This is a genomic window from Oricola indica (assembly GCF_019966595.1).
Taxonomy (GTDB): Bacteria; Pseudomonadota; Alphaproteobacteria; order Rhizobiales; family Rhizobiaceae; genus Oricola; species Oricola indica.
Window position 1 is genome coordinate 456,130 of sequence record NZ_JAINFJ010000003.1, and the last position, 22,029, is coordinate 478,158.

Below are 22,029 nucleotides of genomic sequence, written 5' to 3' on the forward strand. Positions count from 1 at the left end.
TGCGCCATGTGCAGCCCCATAGTCACGGATCAATGATGAAAGACCTTTCGCGCCGCAATTTCCTTGCCACGTCCGGCGTGCTGACCGCCGGCTTTGCCATCAGCGCCTGCACGACAGTTGAAGAGACGGACGAAAACGGTCCGCGTTTCACCGGCCGCGCTCCCGACTTTCCCGATTACGCCTCGATGTACGGCCCTGTCAGCGATGGCGGTTTCCAAATCCCGGCGGTTCCCTACACCAAAATCCCGGAGCGCTTTCTGCGTCAGGTCGTTTCGGACCCGACCGGCGAAGACCGTGGCACGATCGTCGTCGATACGCGGGGGCACTTCCTCTATCTCGTTTTGGGAGGAGGCAAGGCTGTTCGCTATGGTGTGGGTCTCGGCCGCGCCGGTTTCGAATGGTCCGGCCGCGCCGAAATCGGCGCCCGTCGCGAATGGCCGAAATGGTTTCCGCCTGACGAGATGATCGACCGCGAGCCGAAGCTGGAAAAGTACCGCGTCGAATACGACAGGGAAAACGACGTTTATCTGGGCGGCATGGAGCCCGGCGTCACAAATCCGCTCGGCGCGCGCGCGCTCTATCTCTATCAGGGCGAGAAGGACACGCTTTATCGACTGCACGGCTCGCCGGAATGGAACTCCATCGGCAAGTCGGTTTCGTCGGGTTGCGTCCGCCTGATGAACCAGGACATCATCGACCTTTACAGCCGCGTGCCGAAGGGGACTCCGGTTCTCGTTCGCTAGTCAGGACGACGATCAGTCAAGAACAACGCCGGCCTCGCGCCGGCGTTTTTGTCAGTCCAGAGCCTTTTTCAATCCGCCGAGAATTCCCCGAACCAGCGCGCGTCCGAGCTGGGTCGAGACCGAACGCGCCAACGACTTCATTGCGGCCTCGCTGACGGTCTGGCGGTTCGATCTTCTCTTGGTGGATTTCTTGCGGCTGCTGGATTTCCGGCTCTTGCGATCGTCATCGCCAAAATCGGGCAATGTCCAACGTGAACCGGTTTCCTCGCGCTCTTCTTCCTCTTCGCGCAGCCTCTCGCGTTCGGCGACCTCGGCGGTCTTCTTGGCCTTTTCTGCGAGCATTTCAGAGGCGGACTCCCTGTCCACCGTCTCGTCATATCGTCCCGCCACCGGGCTCAATTTCATGATCTCCGCACGCTCGTCGTCTTTGAGCGGGCCAAGCCTTGAAGACGGTGGGCGGATCAAGGTGCGCTGCACGATTCCGGGTACGCCCTTCTTCTCCAATGTCGATACCAATGCCTCGCCGACACCGAGTTGGGTAATCGCCTCGTAGCAATCGAACTCCGGGTTGGGACGGAATGTTTCGGCGGCGACCTTCACGGCCTTCTGTTCGCGCGGCGTGTAGGCGCGCAATGCATGCTGAACGCGGTTGCCGAGCTGGGAAAGGACCGTATCGGGCACGTCGAGCGGATTCTGCGTCACGAAGAAAACGCCGACGCCCTTGGATCGGATCAGGCGAACGACCTGCTCGACCCGCTCGATCAGGATTTTCGGCGCTTCATCGAACAGAAGATGCGCTTCGTCGAAGAAGAAAACCAGCTTCGGTTTTTCCGGGTCGCCGACTTCCGGCAACTCCTCGAACAGTTCCGATAGCAGCCAGAGGAGGAACGTCGCGTAGAGGCGAGGATTCATCATCAGCTTGTCGGCCGCAAGCACATTGATCGCGCCGAGCCCGTCGCGCGTCGTGCGCATCAGGTCGCTGATCTGAAGTGCCGGTTCTCCGAAGAAGAAATCGGCCCCCTCGCGTTCCAGCACCAGTAGGGAGCGCTGGATCGCGCCGAGCGACGACGAATGGATATTGCCGTAGCGAACAGAGATTTCCTTCGCATTCTCGCCCAGATGCACGAGAAGGGAGCGCAAATCCTTGAGATCGAGAAGCAGCAATCCCTCGTCGTCGGCGATTTCGAAGGCAATATTAAGAATACCTTCCTGCGCATCGGACAGGTTCATCAGGCGGGAAAGCAGAAGCGGTCCCATTTCCGATATGGTCGTGCGGATCGGATGGCCCTTTTTTCCGAAGAGGTCCCAGAAGATCACGGGGAACTCCTGAAACTCATAAGGGTCGAGCTTGATCGTCTCGGCGCGCGCGAGCAGGAAGTCCTTCGCCTCCCCTTTCGCGGCGATGCCGGAAAGATCGCCCTTTACGTCGGCGCAGAATACCGGGACGCCCGCATTGGAGAAGGATTCGGCAAGTATCTGGAGCGACACGGTCTTGCCCGTGCCGGTTGCGCCGGTGATCAGGCCATGACGGTTGGCGTATCGAAGCGCCATGAATTCATGCTCCTGGAAACTGTCATCCGGCTTGCGGCTCGCGCCGAGGAAAATCCGGTCTGTCACGTCCCACATGGTCGCCTCTTTCCGCTATATCGGTGTAATGGCGTATAGTCGCCGCGGCTGCGAACGGCAATGCCGCCAGAAACGACCGCATTTTCCAACATTCGCCTTTACGGCGAGAGGCTTTCTACATATTACGTAAACGTCAATATCCGGAGGACAGAATGGACGAACTCATCTCCCGCATAACAGAGTCCGTCGGCATCGATGCCGACGTCGCACAAAAAGCCGTCGGAATGATCCTCGGCTTCCTCAAGAACGAAGGCCCGGCCGAGCAGGTCAACGAAATGCTGGCGGCGATGCCCGGCGTGCAGGATCTCATCGACAATGCGCCCGAAGCGGGTGGCGGGATGTTCGGTGGCGGCGTGATGGGGCTTGGTTCCGCGCTGATGGGCCTCGGCCTCGGCATGGGAGAGATCTCCGGCGTCTCCCGCCAGACGGTCGATTACGCCAAGGAAAAGGCCGGCGACGGCCCCGTCGATGCCGTCATCGCGGCGATTCCGGGTCTGAGCCAGTTCGTCTGACGCCAATTTCCGCAATCTGAATTGGGCCCGGCCGCATCGCGGCCGGGCTTTTCTTTTGCGCACGCATCCGTTTGCACCCATTCTTCACGCGGAGCGAATCGATGAAACGACGCCAGTTCCTGACGCACGCCGGCGCAACGGCATTCCTGGCCGCCAAGCCGCTGGCGGCGATGGCGCAGTCTTCTCCATTTTCGAATGTCGAACTGCGCGGCAGCCGAAGCGCGACCGATTTCGGAGTCCTTCCCGACGCGCCGGTGGACCAATCTGCGAGCTTCCAGGCGATGCTCGACAGCGGCGCCGGCAACGGCATGGCGGTTTTCATTCCAGCCGGCCTCTACGTCCTGTCCAATATCCGCATTCCGTCCGGTACCGTGATCACGGGAATTCCCGGCAAGAGCCGCCTGATTCTCGGCGGGACCGGTCCGCTCCTCGGGGCTCTCGGCGGCGAAAGCATCACGCTTGACGGCCTCGTACTCGACGGTGCCGGCGTGCAGCAAAACGGCGCGGACGGCCTGATCGAGATGCAATCGGTCCGCTCATTCCGTTTCGAGAAATGCCGGATCTTGCGCGCGACCGCGGATGCTATCCACCTCCGGAGCTGTTCGGGAACCATCACCGGATGCGAGATCGAAAGCGCGCAGCGTTTCGGGATTTTTGCGATCGACAGCGAAGGTCTGTCCATCAGAGATAACAGGATCGAAAAGTGCCTGAACGGCGGGGTCGTCATCCACAGGAACAACCAGGGCTTCGACGGCTCGATCGTCACCGGCAATCGGATCGCCGATACGGGCGCGACGAACGGAGGAACCGGTCAGTGGGGAAATGCGATCAACTTCTTTCGAGCCGACAATGTCGCCGCCACCCATAACATCATTTCGGGAAGCGCATTTTCCGCGGTCCGCGGGAATACCGTGCGCGGCATGCAGGTCACGGGCAACACCTGCACGGCAAATGGCGAAACCGCGATCTACGCCGAGTTTTCTTTCGAGAACGCGGTGATTTCCGACAACATCGTGGACAGTGCCGCAAACGGAATCTCCGTTACGAATTTCGACAAGGGCGGACGCGCCGCGACGGTCAGCGGGAACATCATTCGCAACCTTCATGCGACCGGTCCCTATGAAGCCGACGTCCCGGGCTTTGGAACCGGGATTGGCGTCGAGGCGGATGCGGTCGTATCGGGAAACCTCGTCGAAGGTGCTCCGCTCTTCGGCATCAATGCCGGATGGGGCACATTTCTACGAGACGTGGCGATTTCCGGCAATGTCGTCAGGGACGTCCGCTATGGCATCGGCGTATCCGCGGCAGAAGGCGCCGGTCGGGCCCTGATCCGCGGGAACGTGATCTCTGCGCGTGAAATAGGCATCATGGCGCATGCATGGGGAAAACCCGTCACCAGGGATCTCCTCACCAATTCCGGCGACGCGCCGCCCAATGTCTCGCTATCGGGAAATGTCGCCGGCTGAAACGGACGCCTATTCCAGCAAGGCCGCTCGAAGTTCACCCACCTCGATCCCCTTCCGGTTCGTCAACGGCCTGCGCGAAAGCGGCTCGATGCGCGACCGCATCGTGTCGTCATGACCGAGTAGCCTCAGCAAAATTCCGGCAAGCATGACTTCAGCGGCCGGGTCCGAGCCGTCATCGCATTTCAGGGCGATCCCGAGCCCCGCCTCGGGCAGGGACGCGACGAAGACGCCGTCAGCGCCATTCTTGGCGTAGATTGCCCCCTCACCGGCTTCGATGATGCGGGTGCAGAAATGTCCTGTTCCCGCTGTGAACCAGGGATTGGAGATACACGCCTGCATCAGCCGCGATGTAGCCTTTGCACGTTCGACTCCAAGCGAATGCCCGGTGGCGACTTTCGCGAAGCCATGCGCAAGCGCACGCAGAGGAAAGGCGAATGCGGGGATGGAGCACCCATCGATGGCGAATTCCGCACCGGTAAGCCGGTGTTCCGTCATCGCTTCCTGGGCAGCCATCGCCTGCTTCTGAATCTCATGCTCGACCCCGGTGTAACCGCCGGTTTCGATATCCTGATGACACGCGGCGCACAGAAAGCCCGCATGTTTGCCAGAACAGTTGTTATGCAGTTGGTTTGGTGTCTGCCCGCTACGAACAAACTCGACCAGTTTCGTTTGGTCGCCCAGTGGCCAATGCGAACCGCAGGCGAGATCGCTTTCCTTCAGTCCGACTTTGGCCAGCATCGCCTCGGCGGCGGCGACATGCGCCTCCTCCGCCAAATGCGATGCACAAGCCATCGCCAGCTGCGTGTCATCGAACCCGAACCGGTCGGCGGCACCGCTTTCGACAAGCGGCAGGGCCTGGAACAGCTTGACCGCCGAACGCGGATAAACCGGCCGCTCCACGTCTCCGGATGACCAGACCAGACGCCCTTCGGGGTCCGAGACAGCGATCGCGCCGCGATGGCGCAGATCGACAATTCCGCCACGAACCGTCTCCGCGAGAATGGGATTGATCATGTCCACCTCCGAGCGAATTCGCACATAGCGTTCACCGCATTGTGCATGTGTATCGTTTGCGTTTGCCTCGATTTGGACGCCACTATCAGGCAATTCGATCGCAGAGCCAGAGGATTTTGGGAAAAGTACCGATGCGTTTTGCAAAAACGGCGATCCTGTTCATAGCGTTGGTGTTTATCGCGCCGATGGCTTTTGCCGGTGCTTGGTGGTCGACCGTCGATCGGCCATCCTCCTGGCGGTCCGCCGACTGGTCGGCGACCGGGCTTCTCCCCTCCCCATCCGCATCCACCGACGCGGCGATTTATGTCCTTTCGGCGCGGACGGGCGGGTTTAAAGGCGCATTCTCAGTCCACAGCTGGATCGTCGTGAAGGAACGCAACGCTGTCAGCTATACGCGTTTCGACAAGGTAGGTTGGGGCAGCCCCATTCGGCGCGATGCCTATGCCGCGGACGCGGCGTGGTATTCGAACCGGCCCTGGATCGTTGCGCATCTTTCCGGCGCCGAAGCGGAAGCGGCCCTGCCGCGCGTAGAGGCGGCAATTGCCGCCTATCCGTTCTCCAACCGCGGAGATTATCGGATCTGGCCGGGCCCGAATTCGAACAGCTTCGTCGCACATGTCTTGCGCGAAGTTCCGCAACTCGATGCCGTTCTTCCACCGAATGCGGTCGGGCGCGACTATCTCTCGGGCGGCGAATGGTTCGCGCTCGACCCCGACGGCCTCGACGTGCATGTCTCATTGGCCGGGCTGATCGGATTGTCCGCGGGGCTGCGGAGCGGGATCGAGATCAATCTTCTTGGCCAGACGGCGGGGATCGATTTCAACGGCCCCGCCCTGAAGATTCCCGCGATCGGCCGAGTCGGCTTCTAAAGTCAGATCGACTGGTTATAGGCGCCAACTTCCTCGTTCTCGCGAAGGATCGCATCGACGGCTCGGAACATCTCCAGCTTGCGTTCCTCGGACACGGGACTTTCCACGACTACGACGAGTTCGGGCTTGTTCGACGAAGCGCGCACCAGTCCCCATGTCCCGTCATCGGTCACGACTCGAATGCCATTGACCGTGACGAGATCGACGATCGGATGCCCGGCGATGGCCTCGCCAGCGGATTTCATCTCTGTGAACCGGTCCACGACACGCGAGATCACATCGTATTTGATCTCGTCGGCGCAATGCGGCGACATGGTTGGCGAACCGTAGGTCAGCGGCAGGGCGCGGTAGAGATCGGCCATCGATTGTCCGGGATTGCGGTCGAGCATCCGGCAAACCGCGATCGCCGTCACCAACCCGTCATCGTAGCCGCGCCCGATCGGCGGATTGAAAAAGAAATGGCCGGACTTCTCGAAACCGGCGATCGCTCCGAGTTCGGCAACCCGGCGCTTGATGTAGGAATGGCCGGTTTTCCAGTAATCGGTTACCGCGCCATTGGCCTGCAAAACGGGATCGGTCATGAAAAGGCCGGTCGATTTCACATCGACCACGAACTTCGCGTTTTCATGCTGAGCGGAGATGTCCCGCGCGAGCATGACACCAACCTTGTCGGCGAAAATCTCGTTGCCTTCATTATCGACGACACCGCAGCGGTCGCCATCGCCGTCGAAGCCGAGACCGACATCGGCACCGGTCTCCAGCACCTTGTCCCGGATCGCATGGAGCATCTCCATGTCCTCGGGATTGGGGTTGTAGCGCGGAAAGGAGTAGTCGAGCTCGGCATCGAGCGGAATCACCTCGCACCCGATGCGCTCCAGCATTTCAGGCGCAAACGCGCCTGCGGTTCCATTGCCGCAGGCCGCGACCACCTTGAGAGGGCGATTCAATTTCACGCCTTCCACGAGATCGTCGAGATAGACAGCGCGGAAATCGCGGACCGTTTCGTATGTTCCGCCGCCGTTAAGGTCGAAATCCCCGGAAAGCACGATATCGCGCAATTGCGCCATTTCCTCCTGACCGAATGTCAGTGGGCGCTGGCACCCCATCTTCACTCCGGTCCAGCCATTCTCGTTATGCGACGCGGTCACCATCGCCACCGAGGGCGCATCGAGGGCGAACTGCGCAAAATAGGCCATGGGCGAAAGCGCGAGACCGATATCCTTCACGTCGCAGCCGGCTGCCATCAATCCCTGCGCAAGGGCAAGCTTGATCGACAGCGAGTAGAAGCGAAAGTCATGGCCGACGACGATTTTCGGCCCCGCGCCCAGGCGGCGGATCAGCGTTCCCAATCCCATTCCGAGCGCCTGGACACCCAGCAGGTTGAGTTCCGGGGCCTTGTCGGACGCTGGATGCCCAAACCACCAGCGCGCGTCATACTCGCGAAACCCGGTTGGCTTGACGAGGGCCTGGGTCTCGAATTCGAAACTGTTCGGCAACAGGTCTGAACGTGGTTTCATGGCAGCTATCCCGGCGGTCTCGATGAATCTCGTTTGAATGGAATGATGCCATAAGTCCCCCGACCGTCTGTGTACAGCGGTGGATTACGGCCCAAGCTTCAAGCCGGCTCAACCGCGCGGACAGCAATCGAAACGATTGCAGAAAAAACCGAAGCGGAATCGTCCGACCGCACTTGCGGGAATGAAAGGCCGGCGTTATAGACCCGTGCCGTTTGGTCACGGAGTGTAGCGCAGCCTGGTAGCGCACCTCGTTCGGGACGAGGGGGTCGCAGGTTCAAATCCTGCCACTCCGACCATTTTCCACAAAATTCCCGATTTCGTTTGCGGAGCGCCCCTGCGGTTCGCCGCGGCATACGCATGTCCGGGAAGGGCTCGGCTGATCGCCGCAGGAGTTTTCCAAAGCGCGCGGCCCGGGCACCACGGGGGATGTCGTTCATCGCGGCAGCGGCGTCAGTCCGGAAAACCGGGCTGAATAGCCGGTATGTTTCGCGTTGGCAGTTTTTTCCAATCTTACGCCAATGAAACTCGATTTTACTGGGCGCTTGCGAAGACGTTAACAAACTTCTCTTGTTCAACCACCAGATCACGCCTGCCTGAATACACGGATATCCTCGACTGAAGAAATTTGTTTTCATGCCTCCGGCAAGGCAGCAAAAGGAATATGCATGAAGCCGGTGAGGTCTCCGTTCGAGCGGCGTTCATCAGAGCGTAGCAGGTGTTCGCATCTTGCCGAAATCCGTATCGGATCGAGCTTCGTGCTCAGGGCTATCGTCAAGGATCTTTCCGAGAAGGGTGCGAAACTTCAGCTGCCTCGAGACTCCTGGCTTCCGAAATCCTTCGATATCTGCATTCCCGATACGGGCCTTCAGCGCAAGGCGGTTTGCCGGTGGCGTCGCGGGGAGTATGCGGGCCTTGAATTCGCCATAATCCCGGAATAGCCGCCCTCTCATACCGGTTGTACAGGGTTTTAATAAACCCGGCTACGTTTAGCTCGGCTGCCCTTCTGCGAAGCGCCGCTCGCACATCATTCGTGCCCCAGGACAACAACCTTTAAACCGACGACATCAGCATCACCGCCATCAAGCGGCGGTGCTGTTTTAACAGTGGAACCCCCTCCAATGAAGACGCGACACGTCGTCCCCTTAAGCCAGGAACCCGGCGTTACTCTCCTCGACAGGGTTGCGGACTGCAACACAAGCTACGATATCCTTCGTCTGACCCGGGATATCACCAAATCCTACGGATTCGACTATTTTTCCATTATCCGGCTTCCACGCAGCGATGAGCGATACCTGTCTTCGCTTTCGACAATCAGCAACTGGCCTCCGGAACTGGTCGGCACATATGACCAACTCGGCCTGCTGGAAAAAAGCCCGATCATGGACGCGCTTCGGCGCAGCACGAAGCCCGTCGTTTGGCGGCTTGAAGACATGGACAGAAACCAGGCGGATGGCCGCGAGGAAAAAGCGGCCACGCTCTTTGCCGCACACGGCTTCCATCGCAGCGTCTATATCGCCACCCAGGATCCCTCGGGTGAACGCGGTGCTGTTTCCTTCAGCGGCACACGAGACACGCCGACCGATCCCGAGTTGATGGAACTGAGCTATATCGCCAACCGCATCTACGAGAAAGTGTCTGAGATCAGGGAGCCGGCCGCCCTCGCCGACCAGATCCTGAGCGCGCGCGAACGCGAGTGTCTTCACTGGACCGCCAGCGGCAAGACCAGTTCCGAAATCGCCATCATTCTCGGACTGTCCGAGCATACGGTGAACCACTATCTCAGCGCCGTCTGTCAGAAGCTCGGCGCCGCGAATCGCGCTCATGCGGTCGCGCGGGCAATCCGTTCAGGCATATTGGACTGAAAGATGAGCGACGCAGAAACTCCTCAACTTAGTATCGAGTTCAGGGACGCGCCCTGCCCGTCCCAACCGCTCGCCGCCATCGGACTGGAAGACGCCAATCTTCTGGATGCCCTGTCACAGTTCGATCCCTACGGGGCATGGCGTGTCGATCTCGAAACGGGAATGGTCTACTGGACGCGCGACGTCTTCGAGATTCACGGCATGCCCTACAAGGAAGGGCCAATCGATCTCGCCCTTGCGATATCGCGCTATCATCCCGACGACCGGGAGTTGGTGATGAACTGCATCGAGGAAGCCACGGAGCGAAAAACCGGATTTCGCTTCGTGTTGCGACTGGCAACGCCGGACGGTCATAACAAGCTCGTGAGGGCCAGCGGGCTCTATCGCGTCAACAGCCAGGGAAAAGGCGAAGTTTTCGGCGCGTTCTCGCAGTTTCAGCCAAGAGTGCGTACCGTGGCCGTCAACTCCTGACACACTCGGCAGGCATTTTTGCAAAACGTGATTTTTTGACAATCTGAATCGAGTCTTAACTGTTTTGCGCTACGATTGACTCGCTCTAAAACCGGGACACATAGGCGGTATGATATTTTGTTCGCCAAAAGCCCGGCTTGACGATTTTCGTCATGAAACTGGAGTTGGGTGAGCGTGTGCAGCGTCAAGGCGGGATTTTGATTTTTTCTGAAGACATTGTCCGGATAGGCGGAGCGGCAAGAGCGGGACTTCGTCTCGTTTCGCGTGCCATTGCGGTTTTGGCTTTGTCGTCCAGCCTCTCGACTTTCAATGCGCCGGCCGCACACGCGTTCGAACTTCTCGGTCGATGCCTGATTGGCACCTGCGAGGATGAAGACGGTCCGATCGATCCCAAGAATTATCAGGTCGAACTGACGGTGCTCGCCGATGGCCAACCCAATCGGGACCTCGAGAAAGCCGTCGGCAATGCGTCGCAACTCTGGCAGGGCCGCGACGAACCGGCTGCGGGCTCGGCCGGTCTCCTGACCCGGGCCAAAGCCGACTACAAGCGCATACTCGCCGCTCTCTACAATGATGCGCGATACGCTGCCGATATCTCCATCACTTGGAATGGCCGTGAAATCGCCGATGTCGAGGCGGGAACCGAGTTTCCCGACGACGCAGTGCTCGCGATTTCCGTGCGTGCCGAGCCGCAATTTCTCTTCGGGACAGCGGAGATCGACAACCGCGCGCCCGTCGCCGCCGATCGCTTCGACCGGGTCGATCCACCGGAAGCGGAAGGTTTCATGACCGGTGCACCGGCCTATGCGACCGCAGTCAGAAAGGCCGGGCAGCTTGCCGTCGAGGCCTGGCGCCAGCAAGGCTATTCGAAAGCGAAAATCACCGACAGGAAGGTGACCGCCAATCACGCGACGCGCGAACTGAACGTACGACTGACCGTCGAGCCGGGTCCGCGCGCAGTTTACGGACAGGTCGCGGTTGAAGGCACCAGCCGGATGAAAGACTCTTTCGTCGCGCGACAGGCAGGCCTGGAGCCCGGCGCGGAATACGATCCCGACGACTTGAAGCGAGCCGAGAAAAGGCTGCAGCGTCTCGGGGTATTCCAGTCGATTTCGCTGAAAGAGGCGGAATCAGTGAACCGCGACGGCTCCCTCCCCTTCATGCTCACCGTTCAGGAGCGAAAGCTGCGACGCATTGGTGTCGGCGCGACGGTCTCGACCATCGACGGCGTCGGTGTGGAAGGCTATTGGCTGCACCGAAACCTTTTCGGCAGGGCCGAGCGGTTGCGCTTCGATGGTCGCATTTCCGGGATCGGCACCACTTCGGATTTCAGGGATTTCGACTATTTCCTGGGCACGGAACTTACCTTGCCCGGACGGTTCACGCCTGACACTGACATTATCATCGGTGGCTTCTTTGAGCGCGAGGTGCTCGACCTCTACTCGAAGAATCGGGGTTCGGCGTCCGTCTATGCCAATCACTTCTACAGCGACCAACTGACACTGCGCGGCGGGGCATACGCTTCCTATGGCGAATTCGAAGACGTGTTCGGAACCCGTCGTTTCGGGATTGTCGGCTTCGAGGCCGGGGCCGAATACGACACGCGCGACAACGAACTCGACCCGAAGAGCGGTTTCTATGCGAAAATCGCGGCCAAGCCGTTCTATGAATGGGAATACGGAAACGCGATCGGCAAGATCGTGGCGGAAGCACGGTTGTTCCATGCGCTCGGTGCCGAAGAACGCACGGTTCTCGCCGGGCGTGTGAAGGTCGGATCCATCGTGGGAGCACCGCTTTCGGAGATTCCGCAGGACGAGTTGTTCCTCGCCGGCGGCGGCTCGTCGGTTCGCGGCTATCCCTATCGGGGGATCGGCGTCGCGGTGCCCAGCGGAATGTCCGGCGGACGGTCTCTTTTCGAGGCATCCGCCGAAATCCGTCAAACGGTGACCGATTCCATCGGCATCGTCGGGTTCGCCGATATCGGTCATGTCGGTTCGGATTCATTCCCCGACTTTTCGGAGAGCGTTCGGGTCGGTGCGGGCCTTGGCCTGCGCTACAACACAGGTCTCGGTCCGCTGCGCCTCGATGTGGCGTTTCCTCTCAACCGTCAGGCAGGCGATCCGCGTTATGCGATCTATGCCGGGATCGGACAGGCGTTCTGATGATAACCAAACGCCACGCCTTCGCTCTCGCCGCTTCCGGCGCCGTTCTCGCAGGAACGGCCGGCTACGTACTTGCCCAGGATCAGGACGAGCAGGAAAAATCGCGCTTCATCCGCTTTGTCGAAGAACAGTTGTCGACGCCGAACCGCCAGATCAGGCTGAATGGCATTCAGGGGACCCTCTCCTCCAATGTCAGATTCGAGAGCATCACGATCGCCGACGAGAACGGCGTCTGGTTGACGATCGAAAACCCGAGCCTGCAATGGCAGCGCAGTGCGCTCATTCTCGGCAAGCTCGACATCAGCAATCTGTCTGCCGACCGGATCGACTGGCCGCGAAATCCGATACCCGACGAAAACCTCCCGGCACCCGAATCCTCCGGCTTCTCGCTGCCCGAACTCCCGGTATCGGTCGATATCGGGGAACTCGCCATTGGCGAAGCCCAGTTCGGCGAACCGGTATTCGGCCTTGCCTCGACATTATCGCTCGAAGGCCAGATTTCCCTGGGTGACGGCACGCTGAATACCGATCTGGATATCACGCGCCTCGACGGACCGGGAGGCCAGCTTGCGTTGCAGGCCGCCTATTCCAATGCGACGACCCAACTCGATCTCGACCTTTCGCTGCAGGAGCCGGCGGACGGTGTTGTCGCCAACCTCATCGACATTCCCGAACGTCCCCCGGTCTCGCTCACGCTTGCCGGTGGCGGGCAACTGGACGATCTCGACCTGGGGCTTGCCTTCGACGTCGACTCCCGCCGGATCGCGACCGGAAGCTTCCGCCTGAGTGACACACTGCTGACCGACGATCGGCGCGCCGAATTGCGCCTTTCCGGACCGCTCTCGAGCATTCTCCCGCAACAGCATCGCGCCTTCTTCGGCGCAGAGACGTCCATCGAGTCGGAGATGATCCTGCGGAACGGCGGCGGTCTCGACCTCCAGCGTTTCGAATTTGGCGGTGGAGCGCTCTCCATCTCCGCCTCCGGATCGACCCTTGCGGACTGGTTCCCCCGCGAATTGATCGCGGACATCTCCATGCGCTCAAACGATGGATCGCCGGTTCGCCTTCCCGTATCCGGAGAAGCCGTGACCGTCGGCGCCGGCTCGGTCTCGCTGCGTTTCGGACAGCGGGACGCGCAGGAGTGGAGCCTGGACGGGCAACTCCTCGATTTCAGCGCGCCGGATTACGCGATCGGCGAGATACGGCTCGACGGATCGGGCGCGATCCAAAACATCGCGGATGCCGCCAACCGTTTCCTGTCATTCGATATCAATGCGCAAGCGCGATCCGTGGAGCCCGCCGATCCGGACATCGCCGCCGCAACCGGCGACAGCCTGAGCCTTGCAATAACCGGCGACTGGCGGAGCGAAAATCCGATCCGCCTGGAAAGTGTCAACTTGTCTGGCGACACACTCGCCATCGCCGCAAACGGTCAGTTGGAGAGCCTGAAATTCAACGGCAATGCGCGGATCGAAGCCGCTGATCTCGCAGCATTTTCTCCGCTGGCGGATCGCGAACTGAGAGGCGCTGCCTCACTGTCCGCGCGAGGCGAAGCCGCGCTTGTCGGCGGCGCATTCGATCTTTCTCTGGACGGTACGCTGGTCGATGCGGTCGTCGGCGATGCGCTCGCCGACCGCTTGATTCGCGGTACGACCCGCCTCACCGGCGGCGTGGCGCGCGCGCCGGATGGTCTTCGCTTCAACTCGTTGCTGCTGGAAAACCCGCAATCGCGAACGCAGGTAAACGGTGCATTCGCCACGACCCGCGCCGACCTGCGCGCGCATGCCGAAATTTTCGACGTCGCAACGCTCGACGATCGTGCCTCGGGGCGGCTGGCCCTGGATGCGAAGATCGACAAGGCCCCTGAATCGCAGCGCGACGACCCTTATGACGTGAGCGCCAGCCTTTCGCTTTCCGGGGCACAACTTCTCGACCGTCGTGTCCCCTCGGCCGAGTTCGCCTTTGACGGCGCCATCAAAGGTGCCGAACTGGCCGGAAATCTCAGCGGGACGGGACTGATCGGCGGCGAGCCGATCGATGTCAGCGGCGCAATCTCCAGATCCGGAGACCGGATCGACATTTCCGACCTGTCCGCGAGGATCGGAGCCAGCACGTTCGACGGCGACATCGTCGTCGAAAACGGCCTGTCGACCGGGTCAGTCGCGGCGCGATCCAACGACATTTCCTCGGTCGCGGCACTCGCATTGGTGGATGCGTCGGGAGCCGTGAACGGCGATATCAGGCTTTCGGCAGCCGACGGCCGGCAAGACGCCACTGTCGATCTGACCGCGCGCGACTTCCGGTTCGAGACCAACACGGTCGGCAACGCGGATATCGATGTCGCGGCGCGCGACCTGTTCGGCGTCCCACAGGTCGATGCGACGGTCAAAGCCTCCGACATTGAAGCAGGTGGCGTCGCCGTTGCGACAGCCCGGATCAATGCCAGAAATGAAGGCGACACGACGCGGTTTACGGCCGATGCGCGGCTCGACGACGGCGCGCGCGCCGTGACGGCCGGGACGTTGCGCGCGACATCCGATGGTTTCGATGCGCGCCTGGAAACACTCTCGGCCGACACGAATTATGGCGACATGCGACTGCGCTCGCCGGCCACGATCAGCCGCGCCGGTGGCGTTACGCGCATCGACAATTTCGACGCGGATGTCGCGGGGGGCCGCATCACGGCGTCCGGCACGGTCGCAGACCGGATATCGATACGATCGACCGTTTCCAGCCTTCCCCTATCGATCGCCAATGGCTTTCGACCGGATCTCGGTTTGGGCGGCGTCGTGAATGGCTCGATCGATGTCTCCGGAACGCCTGGCGATCCGAGTGTTTCCTTTTCGATGCAGGGCGACGGGCTGAACGCTGCGGCGCTGCGCTCCGCATCCGTCTCGCCGATCAACGCATCCGTCTCGGGCACTTATTCGAACAGCACTGTGCGTATCGACTCGTTCTCCGCGCGCAATGCGCAGGATCTCGATTTCTCCGGTTCCGGTACGGTTCCGCTCTCAGGGCCCGGTCTTTCGGTGAGACTGACCGGCGGCGCCCCGCTCGCGCTGGCAGAGCGCTATCTTGCAGAGCGCGGCACACGGGTGTCGGGAACGCTGCGCATCGACGCGACCGTTGGCGGATCGCTGTCTTCTCCCGCAGCCGACGGCCTGTTCTCAATCTCGAACGGCTCCGTGGCCGACCCGCTCTCCAATTTGCGGTTGAACCAGATCGGCGGCGTCGCCGGGCTACGGGGCGATACGCTGTCGATCAACCGGCTCACCGGCCAGCTTGCGGGCGGCGGAAGCGTCTCGCTGAGCGGGACGGTCGGGCTGACCGGCACGCTTCCGGCCGATCTCGCCATCCGCCTCTCCAATGCGGTCTATTCGGACGGAGAAACGATCCGCACGACGCTTTCCGGAGACCTCGCCGTCTCCGGAGGCCTGACAGCAGGCCCCCTGCTCTCGGGGCGCATCAATCTCCTGGGCACGGAAATCACGATACCCGAGACGCTTAGCAGTGACGCCAACCTCCTGGACGTCGATCACGTGAACGTCGAAGCGGGCACACTTCGCACGCTCCGCCGCTTGCAAGCGGTCCTGCCACGCGACGACAACAACGCTCCACAAGCGCCTGTCCGGCTCGATATCACGGTGAATTCACCAAACCGCATTTTCGTGCGCGGCCGGGGGATCGATGCGGAACTGGGCGGACAAGTTCGCGTCACCGGGCCGCTCAACGACGTTCGGCCGGTCGGCGCCTTCAACCTGATCCGGGGCCGCCTGTCGATCCTCAACAAGCGGCTTGAGCTGACCGAGGGACGCATCACGCTCAGCGGCTCGCTCGACCCGATGATCAACCTGACCGCGCAGGTCAATGGCGATGACATCGTCGCCTATGTCCGGTTGACCGGCCGCGCTTCCGACCTTTCGCTTGACCTGTCGGCCTCGCCCGAACTCCCCGAAGACGAGATTCTGGCGCGCGTATTGTTCGGCAAGGGGATTTCCAGCCTGTCGCCGATTCAGATCGCCAATCTGGCAACCGCGGCAGCGTCCCTCGCCAGCGGCGGTGGCGGAGGCGGGCTTTCGGAGCAGATCCGGCAAGGCCTTGGTGTCGACGATCTCGACATCACGCAGGACAAGGAAGGGAATGTCGCCGTGAAGGCCGGCAAATATATTCAGGACAATGTCTATCTCGACGTCCAGGCCGGCCAGTCCGGTGGCGAAGTGTCGATCAATCTGGATGTCACGGATAGCCTGACGGCCAAGGGATCCGTCGACACGGACGGCGACTCCAAGCTCGGCATCTTTTTCGAGAAGGACTACTGACGGTTCCCCGCTGATGCGCACCGGAACCGGAAAGACGGCCTTTGGCCGTCAGGCTCGAAGATCGAGCCGTTTCGCCTTGTCCAGGCCCAAAGCCGTCAATGCCGTGCGGACGATGCCCGCCTTGTCCAGCCCCGCCTGCGCGTACATACGCGGCAGACCCGCCTGATCCATATAGACATCGGGCATGACGAGCGACCGCACCTTAAGACCGCCGTCGAGATATCCGCCCGTGCTCAGATACTGCAGAACATGTGCGCCGAACCCGCCGGCCGCGCCTTCCTCAAGCATGATGAGCACTTCGTGCTCGCGCGCCAGAGTGGCAATCATCTCGTGATCGAGCGGTTTGGCGAAACGAGCGTCAGCGACGGTCGTGGGCAAGCCGTAGCTTTCCAGTTCTTCCGCTGCAAGCAAGGCTTCAGCGAGCCGCGTTCCCAGCGAGAGAAGCGCGATCTTGCCGCCTTCCCGCAGAACGCGCCCCTTGCCGATCTCCAGCGCGGTGCCGCGTTCCGGCAGTTCGACACCAACGCCCTCGCCGCGCGGATAACGGAACGCGATCGGCCCGTCATCATATTCGACAGCCGTGCGCACCATGTGTCGCAATTCCGCCTCATCCGACGCGGCCATGACCACGAAACCCGGCAGGCAGGAAAGATAGGCGACGTCATAGGCGCCGGCATGCGTGGCGCCGTCTGCCCCGACATAGCCCGCGCGATCGATCGGAAACCGGACCGGCAGCTTCTGGATGGCGACGTCGTGAACGACCTGGTCGTAAGCGCGCTGAAGAAAGGTCGAGTAGATCGCCGTGAATGGTTTCATTCCATCCGCGGCGAGGCCTGCCGCGAAGGTAACTGCGTGTTGTTCCGCAATGCCGACGTCATAGGCGCGCGCCGGAAATTCCTTCTGGAACAAGTCGACGCCGGTTCCCGACGGCATGGCCGCTGTAATGGCGACGATCCGATCGTCCTCCCGACCTTCCTGCACCAGCGTTTCGCCGAAGACCTTCGTATAGCTCGGCGCATTCGGTTTCGGCTTGGCTTGCGCCCCGGTAATCACGTCGAACTTGACGACGCCGTGGTACTTGTCCGCGGCCTGTTCGGCGGGCGCATATCCCTTGCCCTTCTGGGTGACACAATGGATCAGCACCGGGCCCGAAATGTTATCGCGCACATTGCGCAACACGGCGAGCAACGTCGGCAGATCGTGACCGTCGATAGGGCCGATATGATAGAAGCCGAGTTCCTCGAACAGCGTACCGCCCGTGACGTAGCCGCGCGCATGCTCCACCGCCCGCGTGATCGCGCGATCGACTCGGCGGCCGAGATAGGCCGTCAGTTTCTTGCCGAAATCCCGGATACCCAGATAAGCCGCTCCTGATGCCATCCGAGCGAGATACGCGCTCATCGCACCCGTCGGCTGGTCGATGGACATGTCATTATCGTTGAGGATCACGATCTGGCGAGCATCGATAGCGCCGGCATTGTTGAGCGCTTCATAGGCCATGCCCGCCGACATCGCACCATCGCCGATGACCGAGATCACTTGCCGGTCGATGCCCTGCAGGCGAGCGGCTTCCACCATCCCGAGACCTGCCGACACGGACGTCGAGGAATGCCCGGCCCCGAACGCGTCAAAGTCGCTTTCCGCGCGTTTGGTGAACCCGGAAAGTCCATCCTCCTGCCGCAGCGTACGAATGCGATCGCGACGACCGGTCAGGATCTTGTGCGGATAACACTGGTGGCCGACATCCCAGATCAGCCGGTCATGCGGCGTGTTGAAGACGTGGTGAATGGCGATGGTCAGTTCGACGACGCCGAGGCCCGCGCCCAGATGGCCACCCGTACGCGATACCGCGTCGATCATTTCCGCGCGCAATTCTCCGGCAAGCTGCGGCAGCAGCTTGTCGTCCATCTCACGCAAACGAGTGATGTCGGTTATGCCGTCAAGAAGCGGCGTTTCGGGCGCGTTGGTCGTCAATTTTCTTATCCGTTCGTCCGAACAGCCATAGCCGAAATCACCGGTCGGTCACAAGTTGCACGGCGGTCTTGCAACGAAACATGGCGGGTCGATGGCATATTTCAACGCGACGGACCGTCTCAGGCAAGCAATTGGTCCTGCCGGGCACGCAGTTGCGCAATGAGCGATCCTTCCATCGGTACCGCGTTATCCCAGGTGATCAATTCGCCCCGCGCGATCGGCTTCAGAGCCGTCCCGTTTTCGAGCAGGCCGCAAGGAATGGCGTTTGAGCGCTTCGCGTCATCCGCCGTGAGTGTCCATGAACGGTAGCAATACTGTCCGACGGCATCGAGTTTCTCCCCCGCTGCGATGTCGCGCTTCGCCACCGCACAAACTTCCGCGACACGCCTCGGCAACGGCACCATGTCCCGCTTGCCGTGCAAGACGACCCGCGCCGCTGTCAGCGGCACTTCGAGGGACGTCAGATGATAGGGACGGTGAAATGTGAAGTACGGCCCCTCGCCCATCTTCAGATCGGACATTCGCTCGTGGATGCGCGGATGCTCCGCCTTGATTACGACGAAGATGCCCGGCGACACCCCTTTGCCGATTGAATAGTCGACACATCCGGGCTTCGACAGGACGCCGCCGTCCTCTTTCGGAATCAGGACCGACGCCAGTTGATCGACAGTCGCGCGCGGCCCGTGCATTCCGGGCACGTCCGGCACGAGCCCCGTCGCGTTCGCGATCGCCGCCATCTCGACCATGGTCTTCGAGCCGTCCACGAACTCGACCAGCATGCGAACATTCATGTTCCGCCGGTCGGCCTCCTCCTGGTAGTCGTCGGGCACCGCATCGAAGTTCAGTGGATTGTTCTTGCCCTTGCCCGCGCAGACAACAGAGTGTCCCATCGCCGTGACGAACTCGATGATCTCCATGCATGACGACGGCTCGTCACCGGCGCCAAGCGTGTAGATCACGCCAGCCTTGTCGGCCTCGTGTTTGAGATAGGGGCCGATACAGACATCGCATTCGACATTCATCATGATGAGATGCTTGCCGTGGCGTATGGTCCGCATGCCAATATCGGCGCCCGCTTCCGGCACTCCGGTCGCATCGATCACCACGTCGATCAGACCGTGCGAGAGCGCGAGATCCATATCTCCCGTGACAGCGATCTTCCCGGCTTCCATCGCCACCGACATCTGATCGTGAGTGGAAACGTCCTGCGTGTGGCCTTTCTCGCCATAGGCCATTTCCGCGCCGATGGCCGCACGGCCCGGTGTTCGCTCGACGACGGCGCCGACCCGGATGCCCTGCATCTGCGCAATCTGGGTGAAGATGTCCGTTCCCATCTCACCGGTACCGACGAGCCCGATACGAATCGGGCGGCCGGACTGCGCGCGTTCGCGCAATTCTGCGGCAAGGCCGGTCAGGGCGACGTTCGGAGGAGGTATCGGCATGCAGGCTCTGGCGTCATAAGCGGGCACACAGGGCTCCGCGGCTGGCAATCTTGTCAACTATCGTGTTCGCGAAAGCAACAGCGCCGGTCAATTTGCCGCCCCCTTGCGGGCTGAGGGACCGGTCCCAAGACCGGCCCGTCCGATGGCAAATAATCGAGTCGTATCGGCCGTTTACGGCAGCGACTTCAGCAGATCCCGAACTTCGTCACGCACATCGTCGTTCTTCAGGGCGAGCATGATGTTCGCTTCCAGGAAGCCGAATTTCGATCCGCAGTCGAAGGTTCGCCCGTCGAAGGAAACACCATAAAACGGTTCGCTCTCCATCAGGTTCAGCATGGCGTCCGTCAGCTGTATCTCGCCACCCGCACCGGCGGCCTGAGTCGACAGGATTTCCATGACCTTGGGCTGAAGGATATAGCGGCCATTGATGTAGAGATTGGATGGGGCTGTTCCGGGCTCCGGCTTTTCGACCATGCCGGTGATTTCAAATGCGGGGCCCTTCTCCGCCCCGGTTGCGACGATCCCGTATTTATGCGCGAGGTCGGGGGTCGTCTCCTGAACGGAGATGATGTTTCCGCCGACCTCGTTGTAGGCATCCATCATCTGCTTCAGGCAGCCCGGTTCGCCATCCATAACCATGTCGGGAAGGAGCACCGCAAAGGGCTCATTGCCCACGATGTCGCGGGCACACCACACGGCATGGCCGAGACCCAGCGGCTTCTGCTGCCGCGTGAAACTCACCTGCCCGGCCCCCGGCGTCTCAGCATCGAGTTGCTCGGCAGCGGCCGTCTTGCCGCGCTCGCGCAATGTCGCATCCAGTTCGAACTGATAGTCGAAATGATCTTCGATCAGTCCTTTGCCGCGCCCGGTGACGAAAATCACGTGCTCGATACCGGCCTCGAAAGCCTCGTCGACGCAGTATTGAACCACGGGTCGATCGACTACGGTCAACATCTCCTTCGGCAGCGCCTTGGTGGCGGGAAGGAAACGGGTTCCAAGACCTGCGACGGGAACGACGGCTTTTCGAACGGGTAAGGCCATATCGGTATTCGGACTCCTTTGTTTTTCACTTTGAACTGCTTCGCAGCGCAACATAACGATTTTTCGATGTCCCGTAACCTCTCCCAATGGATTGGAAGAGCCGGCAAAATTTCACTATGAGCTCCCTTCGTACAGGCAGCCTATTCCTTGCGCAGCGTAAGCGAATGGTTCAATAACCGCCGAACTTCGCGCTGGTTCCCATTTGGACAGACATGACCGTTTTTGCGATAGACGACCTTATAGACCTGACCCGAGAAGCCGGTGCGTTGGCAATGGAAACCTACGGGCGCCCGCACAATGTCGCCACCAAGCAAGACAACAGCCCCGTCACCGAAGCTGATCTTGCGGTCGATAACCTGATATTTCCGGCGCTGAAGAAGCGCTTCCCCGATATCCCGATCGTCACCGAGGAGCGCGCGGCGACCCATGCGGTCATGCCGGAAAGCGCCAGCTTCTTCCTGATCGATCCGATCGACGGAACCAAGGAATTCATCAAGAAGACAGGCGAATTCACGATCAATATCGCGCTGATCGAAGCCGGGCGACCGGTGGCCGGGATAGTCTATGCACCGGCGATCGGGCGTATGTTCGTCGGCGCCATCAATTCGGGCGCCCGTGAAATCGGCGCGGACGGCTCGTCTCGCAAGATTTCGGTCCGGGAGTGTCCGGAACAGCAAACCGCCGTCGCGAGCCGCTCACATCTGACAAAAGAGACCGAAACCTTCATCGCGGAAAATAAAATTTACGATTGCGTGAATGCCGGATCGTCGCTGAAATTTTGTCTTGTCGCCGCGGGCGAAGCGGACATTTATCCACGTTTCGGACCAACGATGGAATGGGATACCGCTGCCGGGCATGCGGTTCTCGCCGCGGCCGGCGGACAGGTTTTGACATGTGACGGCACGCCGCTTAGCTACGGCAAATCGCAATTCAGGAACCCCTATTTCATCGCCGGATCGCCAACGGCGCACTACTCGATCCCCGCATCGGTTCGGACGATGTAAGCCTGTT

16 protein-coding genes and 1 tRNA gene are annotated in these 22,029 nt (G+C 60.9%); 11 read left to right on the forward strand and 6 right to left on the reverse strand.

The genetic code is table 11. The features are described from left to right. The first annotated feature begins 35 nt into the window (after nucleotides 1-35). Nucleotides 36-743: a L,D-transpeptidase family protein gene (locus tag LC343_RS10970; RefSeq protein ID WP_223477151.1), complete on the forward strand. Its 708-nt coding sequence runs from the start codon at nucleotides 36-38 to the stop codon at nucleotides 741-743. A 51-nt stretch (nucleotides 744-794) separates the two neighbouring features. On the opposite strand, the gene LC343_RS10975 is transcribed toward LC343_RS10970, so the two are convergent. After that, nucleotides 795-2,369, reverse strand: a complete 1,575-nt coding sequence (locus LC343_RS10975; RefSeq protein ID WP_223477152.1) for a helicase HerA-like C-terminal domain-containing protein — start codon at nucleotides 2,367-2,369, stop codon at nucleotides 795-797. A gap of 152 nt (nucleotides 2,370-2,521) precedes the next feature. Between LC343_RS10975 and LC343_RS10980 the strand changes: the two genes are divergently transcribed. Further along, nucleotides 2,522-2,881: a DUF2267 domain-containing protein gene (locus LC343_RS10980; protein WP_223477153.1), complete on the forward strand. Its 360-nt coding sequence runs from the start codon at nucleotides 2,522-2,524 to the stop codon at nucleotides 2,879-2,881. Nucleotides 2,882-2,982: 101 nt separating this feature from the next. Further along, complete coding sequence (locus LC343_RS10985; protein ID WP_223477154.1) at nucleotides 2,983-4,347, forward strand: TIGR03808 family TAT-translocated repetitive protein; 1,365 nt, start codon at nucleotides 2,983-2,985, stop codon at nucleotides 4,345-4,347. Nucleotides 4,348-4,356: 9 nt separating this feature from the next. On the opposite strand, the gene LC343_RS10990 is transcribed toward LC343_RS10985, so the two are convergent. After that, nucleotides 4,357-5,361 carry an asparaginase gene (locus LC343_RS10990; protein WP_223477155.1) on the reverse strand — a complete coding sequence of 335 codons (1,005 nt, stop codon included), beginning with the start codon at nucleotides 5,359-5,361 and terminating at the stop codon, nucleotides 4,357-4,359. A 131-nt stretch (nucleotides 5,362-5,492) separates the two neighbouring features. Here LC343_RS10990 and LC343_RS10995 point away from each other — a divergent pair, with 131 nt between their 5' ends. Beyond that, complete coding sequence (locus LC343_RS10995) at nucleotides 5,493-6,230, forward strand: DUF3750 domain-containing protein (RefSeq protein WP_223477156.1); 738 nt, start codon at nucleotides 5,493-5,495, stop codon at nucleotides 6,228-6,230. Between the two features lie 2 nt (nucleotides 6,231-6,232). Here LC343_RS10995 and LC343_RS11000 read toward each other — a convergent pair whose 3' ends face one another. Beyond that, nucleotides 6,233-7,747, reverse strand: a complete 1,515-nt coding sequence (locus LC343_RS11000) for a phosphomannomutase/phosphoglucomutase (protein WP_223477157.1) — start codon at nucleotides 7,745-7,747, stop codon at nucleotides 6,233-6,235. A gap of 219 nt (nucleotides 7,748-7,966) precedes the next feature. Between LC343_RS11000 and LC343_RS11005 the strand changes: the two genes are divergently transcribed. From LC343_RS11005 to LC343_RS11030, 6 genes are all read left to right on the forward strand, one after another. After that, nucleotides 7,967-8,043, forward strand: a tRNA-Pro gene (locus LC343_RS11005). A 369-nt stretch (nucleotides 8,044-8,412) separates the two neighbouring features. Beyond that, entirely contained in the window at nucleotides 8,413-8,685 is a 273-nt protein-coding gene (locus tag LC343_RS11010) for a PilZ domain-containing protein (protein WP_223477158.1), read from the forward strand. Nucleotides 8,686-8,865: 180 nt separating this feature from the next. Continuing rightward, nucleotides 8,866-9,609, forward strand: a complete 744-nt coding sequence (locus LC343_RS11015) for a helix-turn-helix transcriptional regulator (protein ID WP_223477159.1) — start codon at nucleotides 8,866-8,868, stop codon at nucleotides 9,607-9,609. A 3-nt stretch (nucleotides 9,610-9,612) separates the two neighbouring features. Beyond that, complete coding sequence (locus tag LC343_RS11020) at nucleotides 9,613-10,080, forward strand: PAS domain-containing protein (RefSeq protein ID WP_223477160.1); 468 nt, start codon at nucleotides 9,613-9,615, stop codon at nucleotides 10,078-10,080. Nucleotides 10,081-10,364: 284 nt separating this feature from the next. Further along, a complete protein-coding gene (locus tag LC343_RS11025; protein WP_223477161.1) occupies nucleotides 10,365-12,242 on the forward strand; it encodes an autotransporter assembly complex protein TamA in 1,878 nt (625 codons plus the stop codon). Next, nucleotides 12,242-16,561 (forward strand): translocation/assembly module TamB domain-containing protein, encoded by a 4,320-nt coding sequence (locus LC343_RS11030; protein ID WP_223477162.1) that lies wholly within the window; start codon nucleotides 12,242-12,244, stop codon nucleotides 16,559-16,561. The genes LC343_RS11025 and LC343_RS11030 overlap by 1 nt, the downstream gene beginning before the upstream one ends. A 48-nt stretch (nucleotides 16,562-16,609) precedes the next feature. On the opposite strand, the gene dxs is transcribed toward LC343_RS11030, so the two are convergent. The 3 genes from dxs to galU form a co-directional block, all read right to left on the reverse strand. Next, the gene (gene dxs, locus LC343_RS11035; protein ID WP_223477292.1) at nucleotides 16,610-18,544 is read right to left on the reverse strand and encodes a 1-deoxy-D-xylulose-5-phosphate synthase; all 1,935 of its coding nucleotides are present in this window, start codon (nucleotides 18,542-18,544) and stop codon (nucleotides 16,610-16,612) included. A 110-nt stretch (nucleotides 18,545-18,654) separates the two neighbouring features. Continuing rightward, nucleotides 18,655-19,977 (reverse strand): NAD(P)H-dependent oxidoreductase, encoded by a 1,323-nt coding sequence (locus LC343_RS11040; RefSeq protein ID WP_223477163.1) that lies wholly within the window; start codon nucleotides 19,975-19,977, stop codon nucleotides 18,655-18,657. Between the two features lie 171 nt (nucleotides 19,978-20,148). After that, nucleotides 20,149-21,018 (reverse strand): UTP--glucose-1-phosphate uridylyltransferase GalU, encoded by an 870-nt coding sequence (gene galU, locus LC343_RS11045; protein WP_223477164.1) that lies wholly within the window; start codon nucleotides 21,016-21,018, stop codon nucleotides 20,149-20,151. Nucleotides 21,019-21,230: 212 nt separating this feature from the next. On the opposite strand from galU, the gene cysQ reads away from it, so the two are divergent. Then, nucleotides 21,231-22,022 carry a 3'(2'),5'-bisphosphate nucleotidase CysQ gene (gene cysQ, locus LC343_RS11050; protein WP_223477165.1) on the forward strand — a complete coding sequence of 264 codons (792 nt, stop codon included), beginning with the start codon at nucleotides 21,231-21,233 and terminating at the stop codon, nucleotides 22,020-22,022. Nucleotides 22,023-22,029 lie beyond the last annotated feature (7 nt).

Coding starts and splice junctions, on each gene's coding strand:
- LC343_RS10970 (WP_223477151.1), top strand. CDS start 36: ATGAAAGACCTTTCGCGCCGCAATTTCCTTGCCACGTCCGGCGTGCTG.
- LC343_RS10975 (WP_223477152.1), bottom strand. CDS start 2,369: ATGTGGGACGTGACAGACCGGATTTTCCTCGGCGCGAGCCGCAAGCCG.
- LC343_RS10980 (WP_223477153.1), top strand. CDS start 2,522: ATGGACGAACTCATCTCCCGCATAACAGAGTCCGTCGGCATCGATGCC.
- LC343_RS10985 (WP_223477154.1), top strand. CDS start 2,983: ATGAAACGACGCCAGTTCCTGACGCACGCCGGCGCAACGGCATTCCTG.
- LC343_RS10990 (WP_223477155.1), bottom strand. CDS start 5,361: ATGATCAATCCCATTCTCGCGGAGACGGTTCGTGGCGGAATTGTCGAT.
- LC343_RS10995 (WP_223477156.1), top strand. CDS start 5,493: ATGCGTTTTGCAAAAACGGCGATCCTGTTCATAGCGTTGGTGTTTATC.
- LC343_RS11000 (WP_223477157.1), bottom strand. CDS start 7,747: ATGAAACCACGTTCAGACCTGTTGCCGAACAGTTTCGAATTCGAGACC.
- LC343_RS11010 (WP_223477158.1), top strand. CDS start 8,413: ATGAAGCCGGTGAGGTCTCCGTTCGAGCGGCGTTCATCAGAGCGTAGC.
- LC343_RS11015 (WP_223477159.1), top strand. CDS start 8,866: ATGAAGACGCGACACGTCGTCCCCTTAAGCCAGGAACCCGGCGTTACT.
- LC343_RS11020 (WP_223477160.1), top strand. CDS start 9,613: ATGAGCGACGCAGAAACTCCTCAACTTAGTATCGAGTTCAGGGACGCG.
- LC343_RS11030 (WP_223477162.1), top strand. CDS start 12,242: ATGATAACCAAACGCCACGCCTTCGCTCTCGCCGCTTCCGGCGCCGTT.
- LC343_RS11040 (WP_223477163.1), bottom strand. CDS start 19,977: ATGCCGATACCTCCTCCGAACGTCGCCCTGACCGGCCTTGCCGCAGAA.
- galU (WP_223477164.1), bottom strand. CDS start 21,018: ATGGCCTTACCCGTTCGAAAAGCCGTCGTTCCCGTCGCAGGTCTTGGA.
- cysQ (WP_223477165.1), top strand. CDS start 21,231: ATGACCGTTTTTGCGATAGACGACCTTATAGACCTGACCCGAGAAGCC.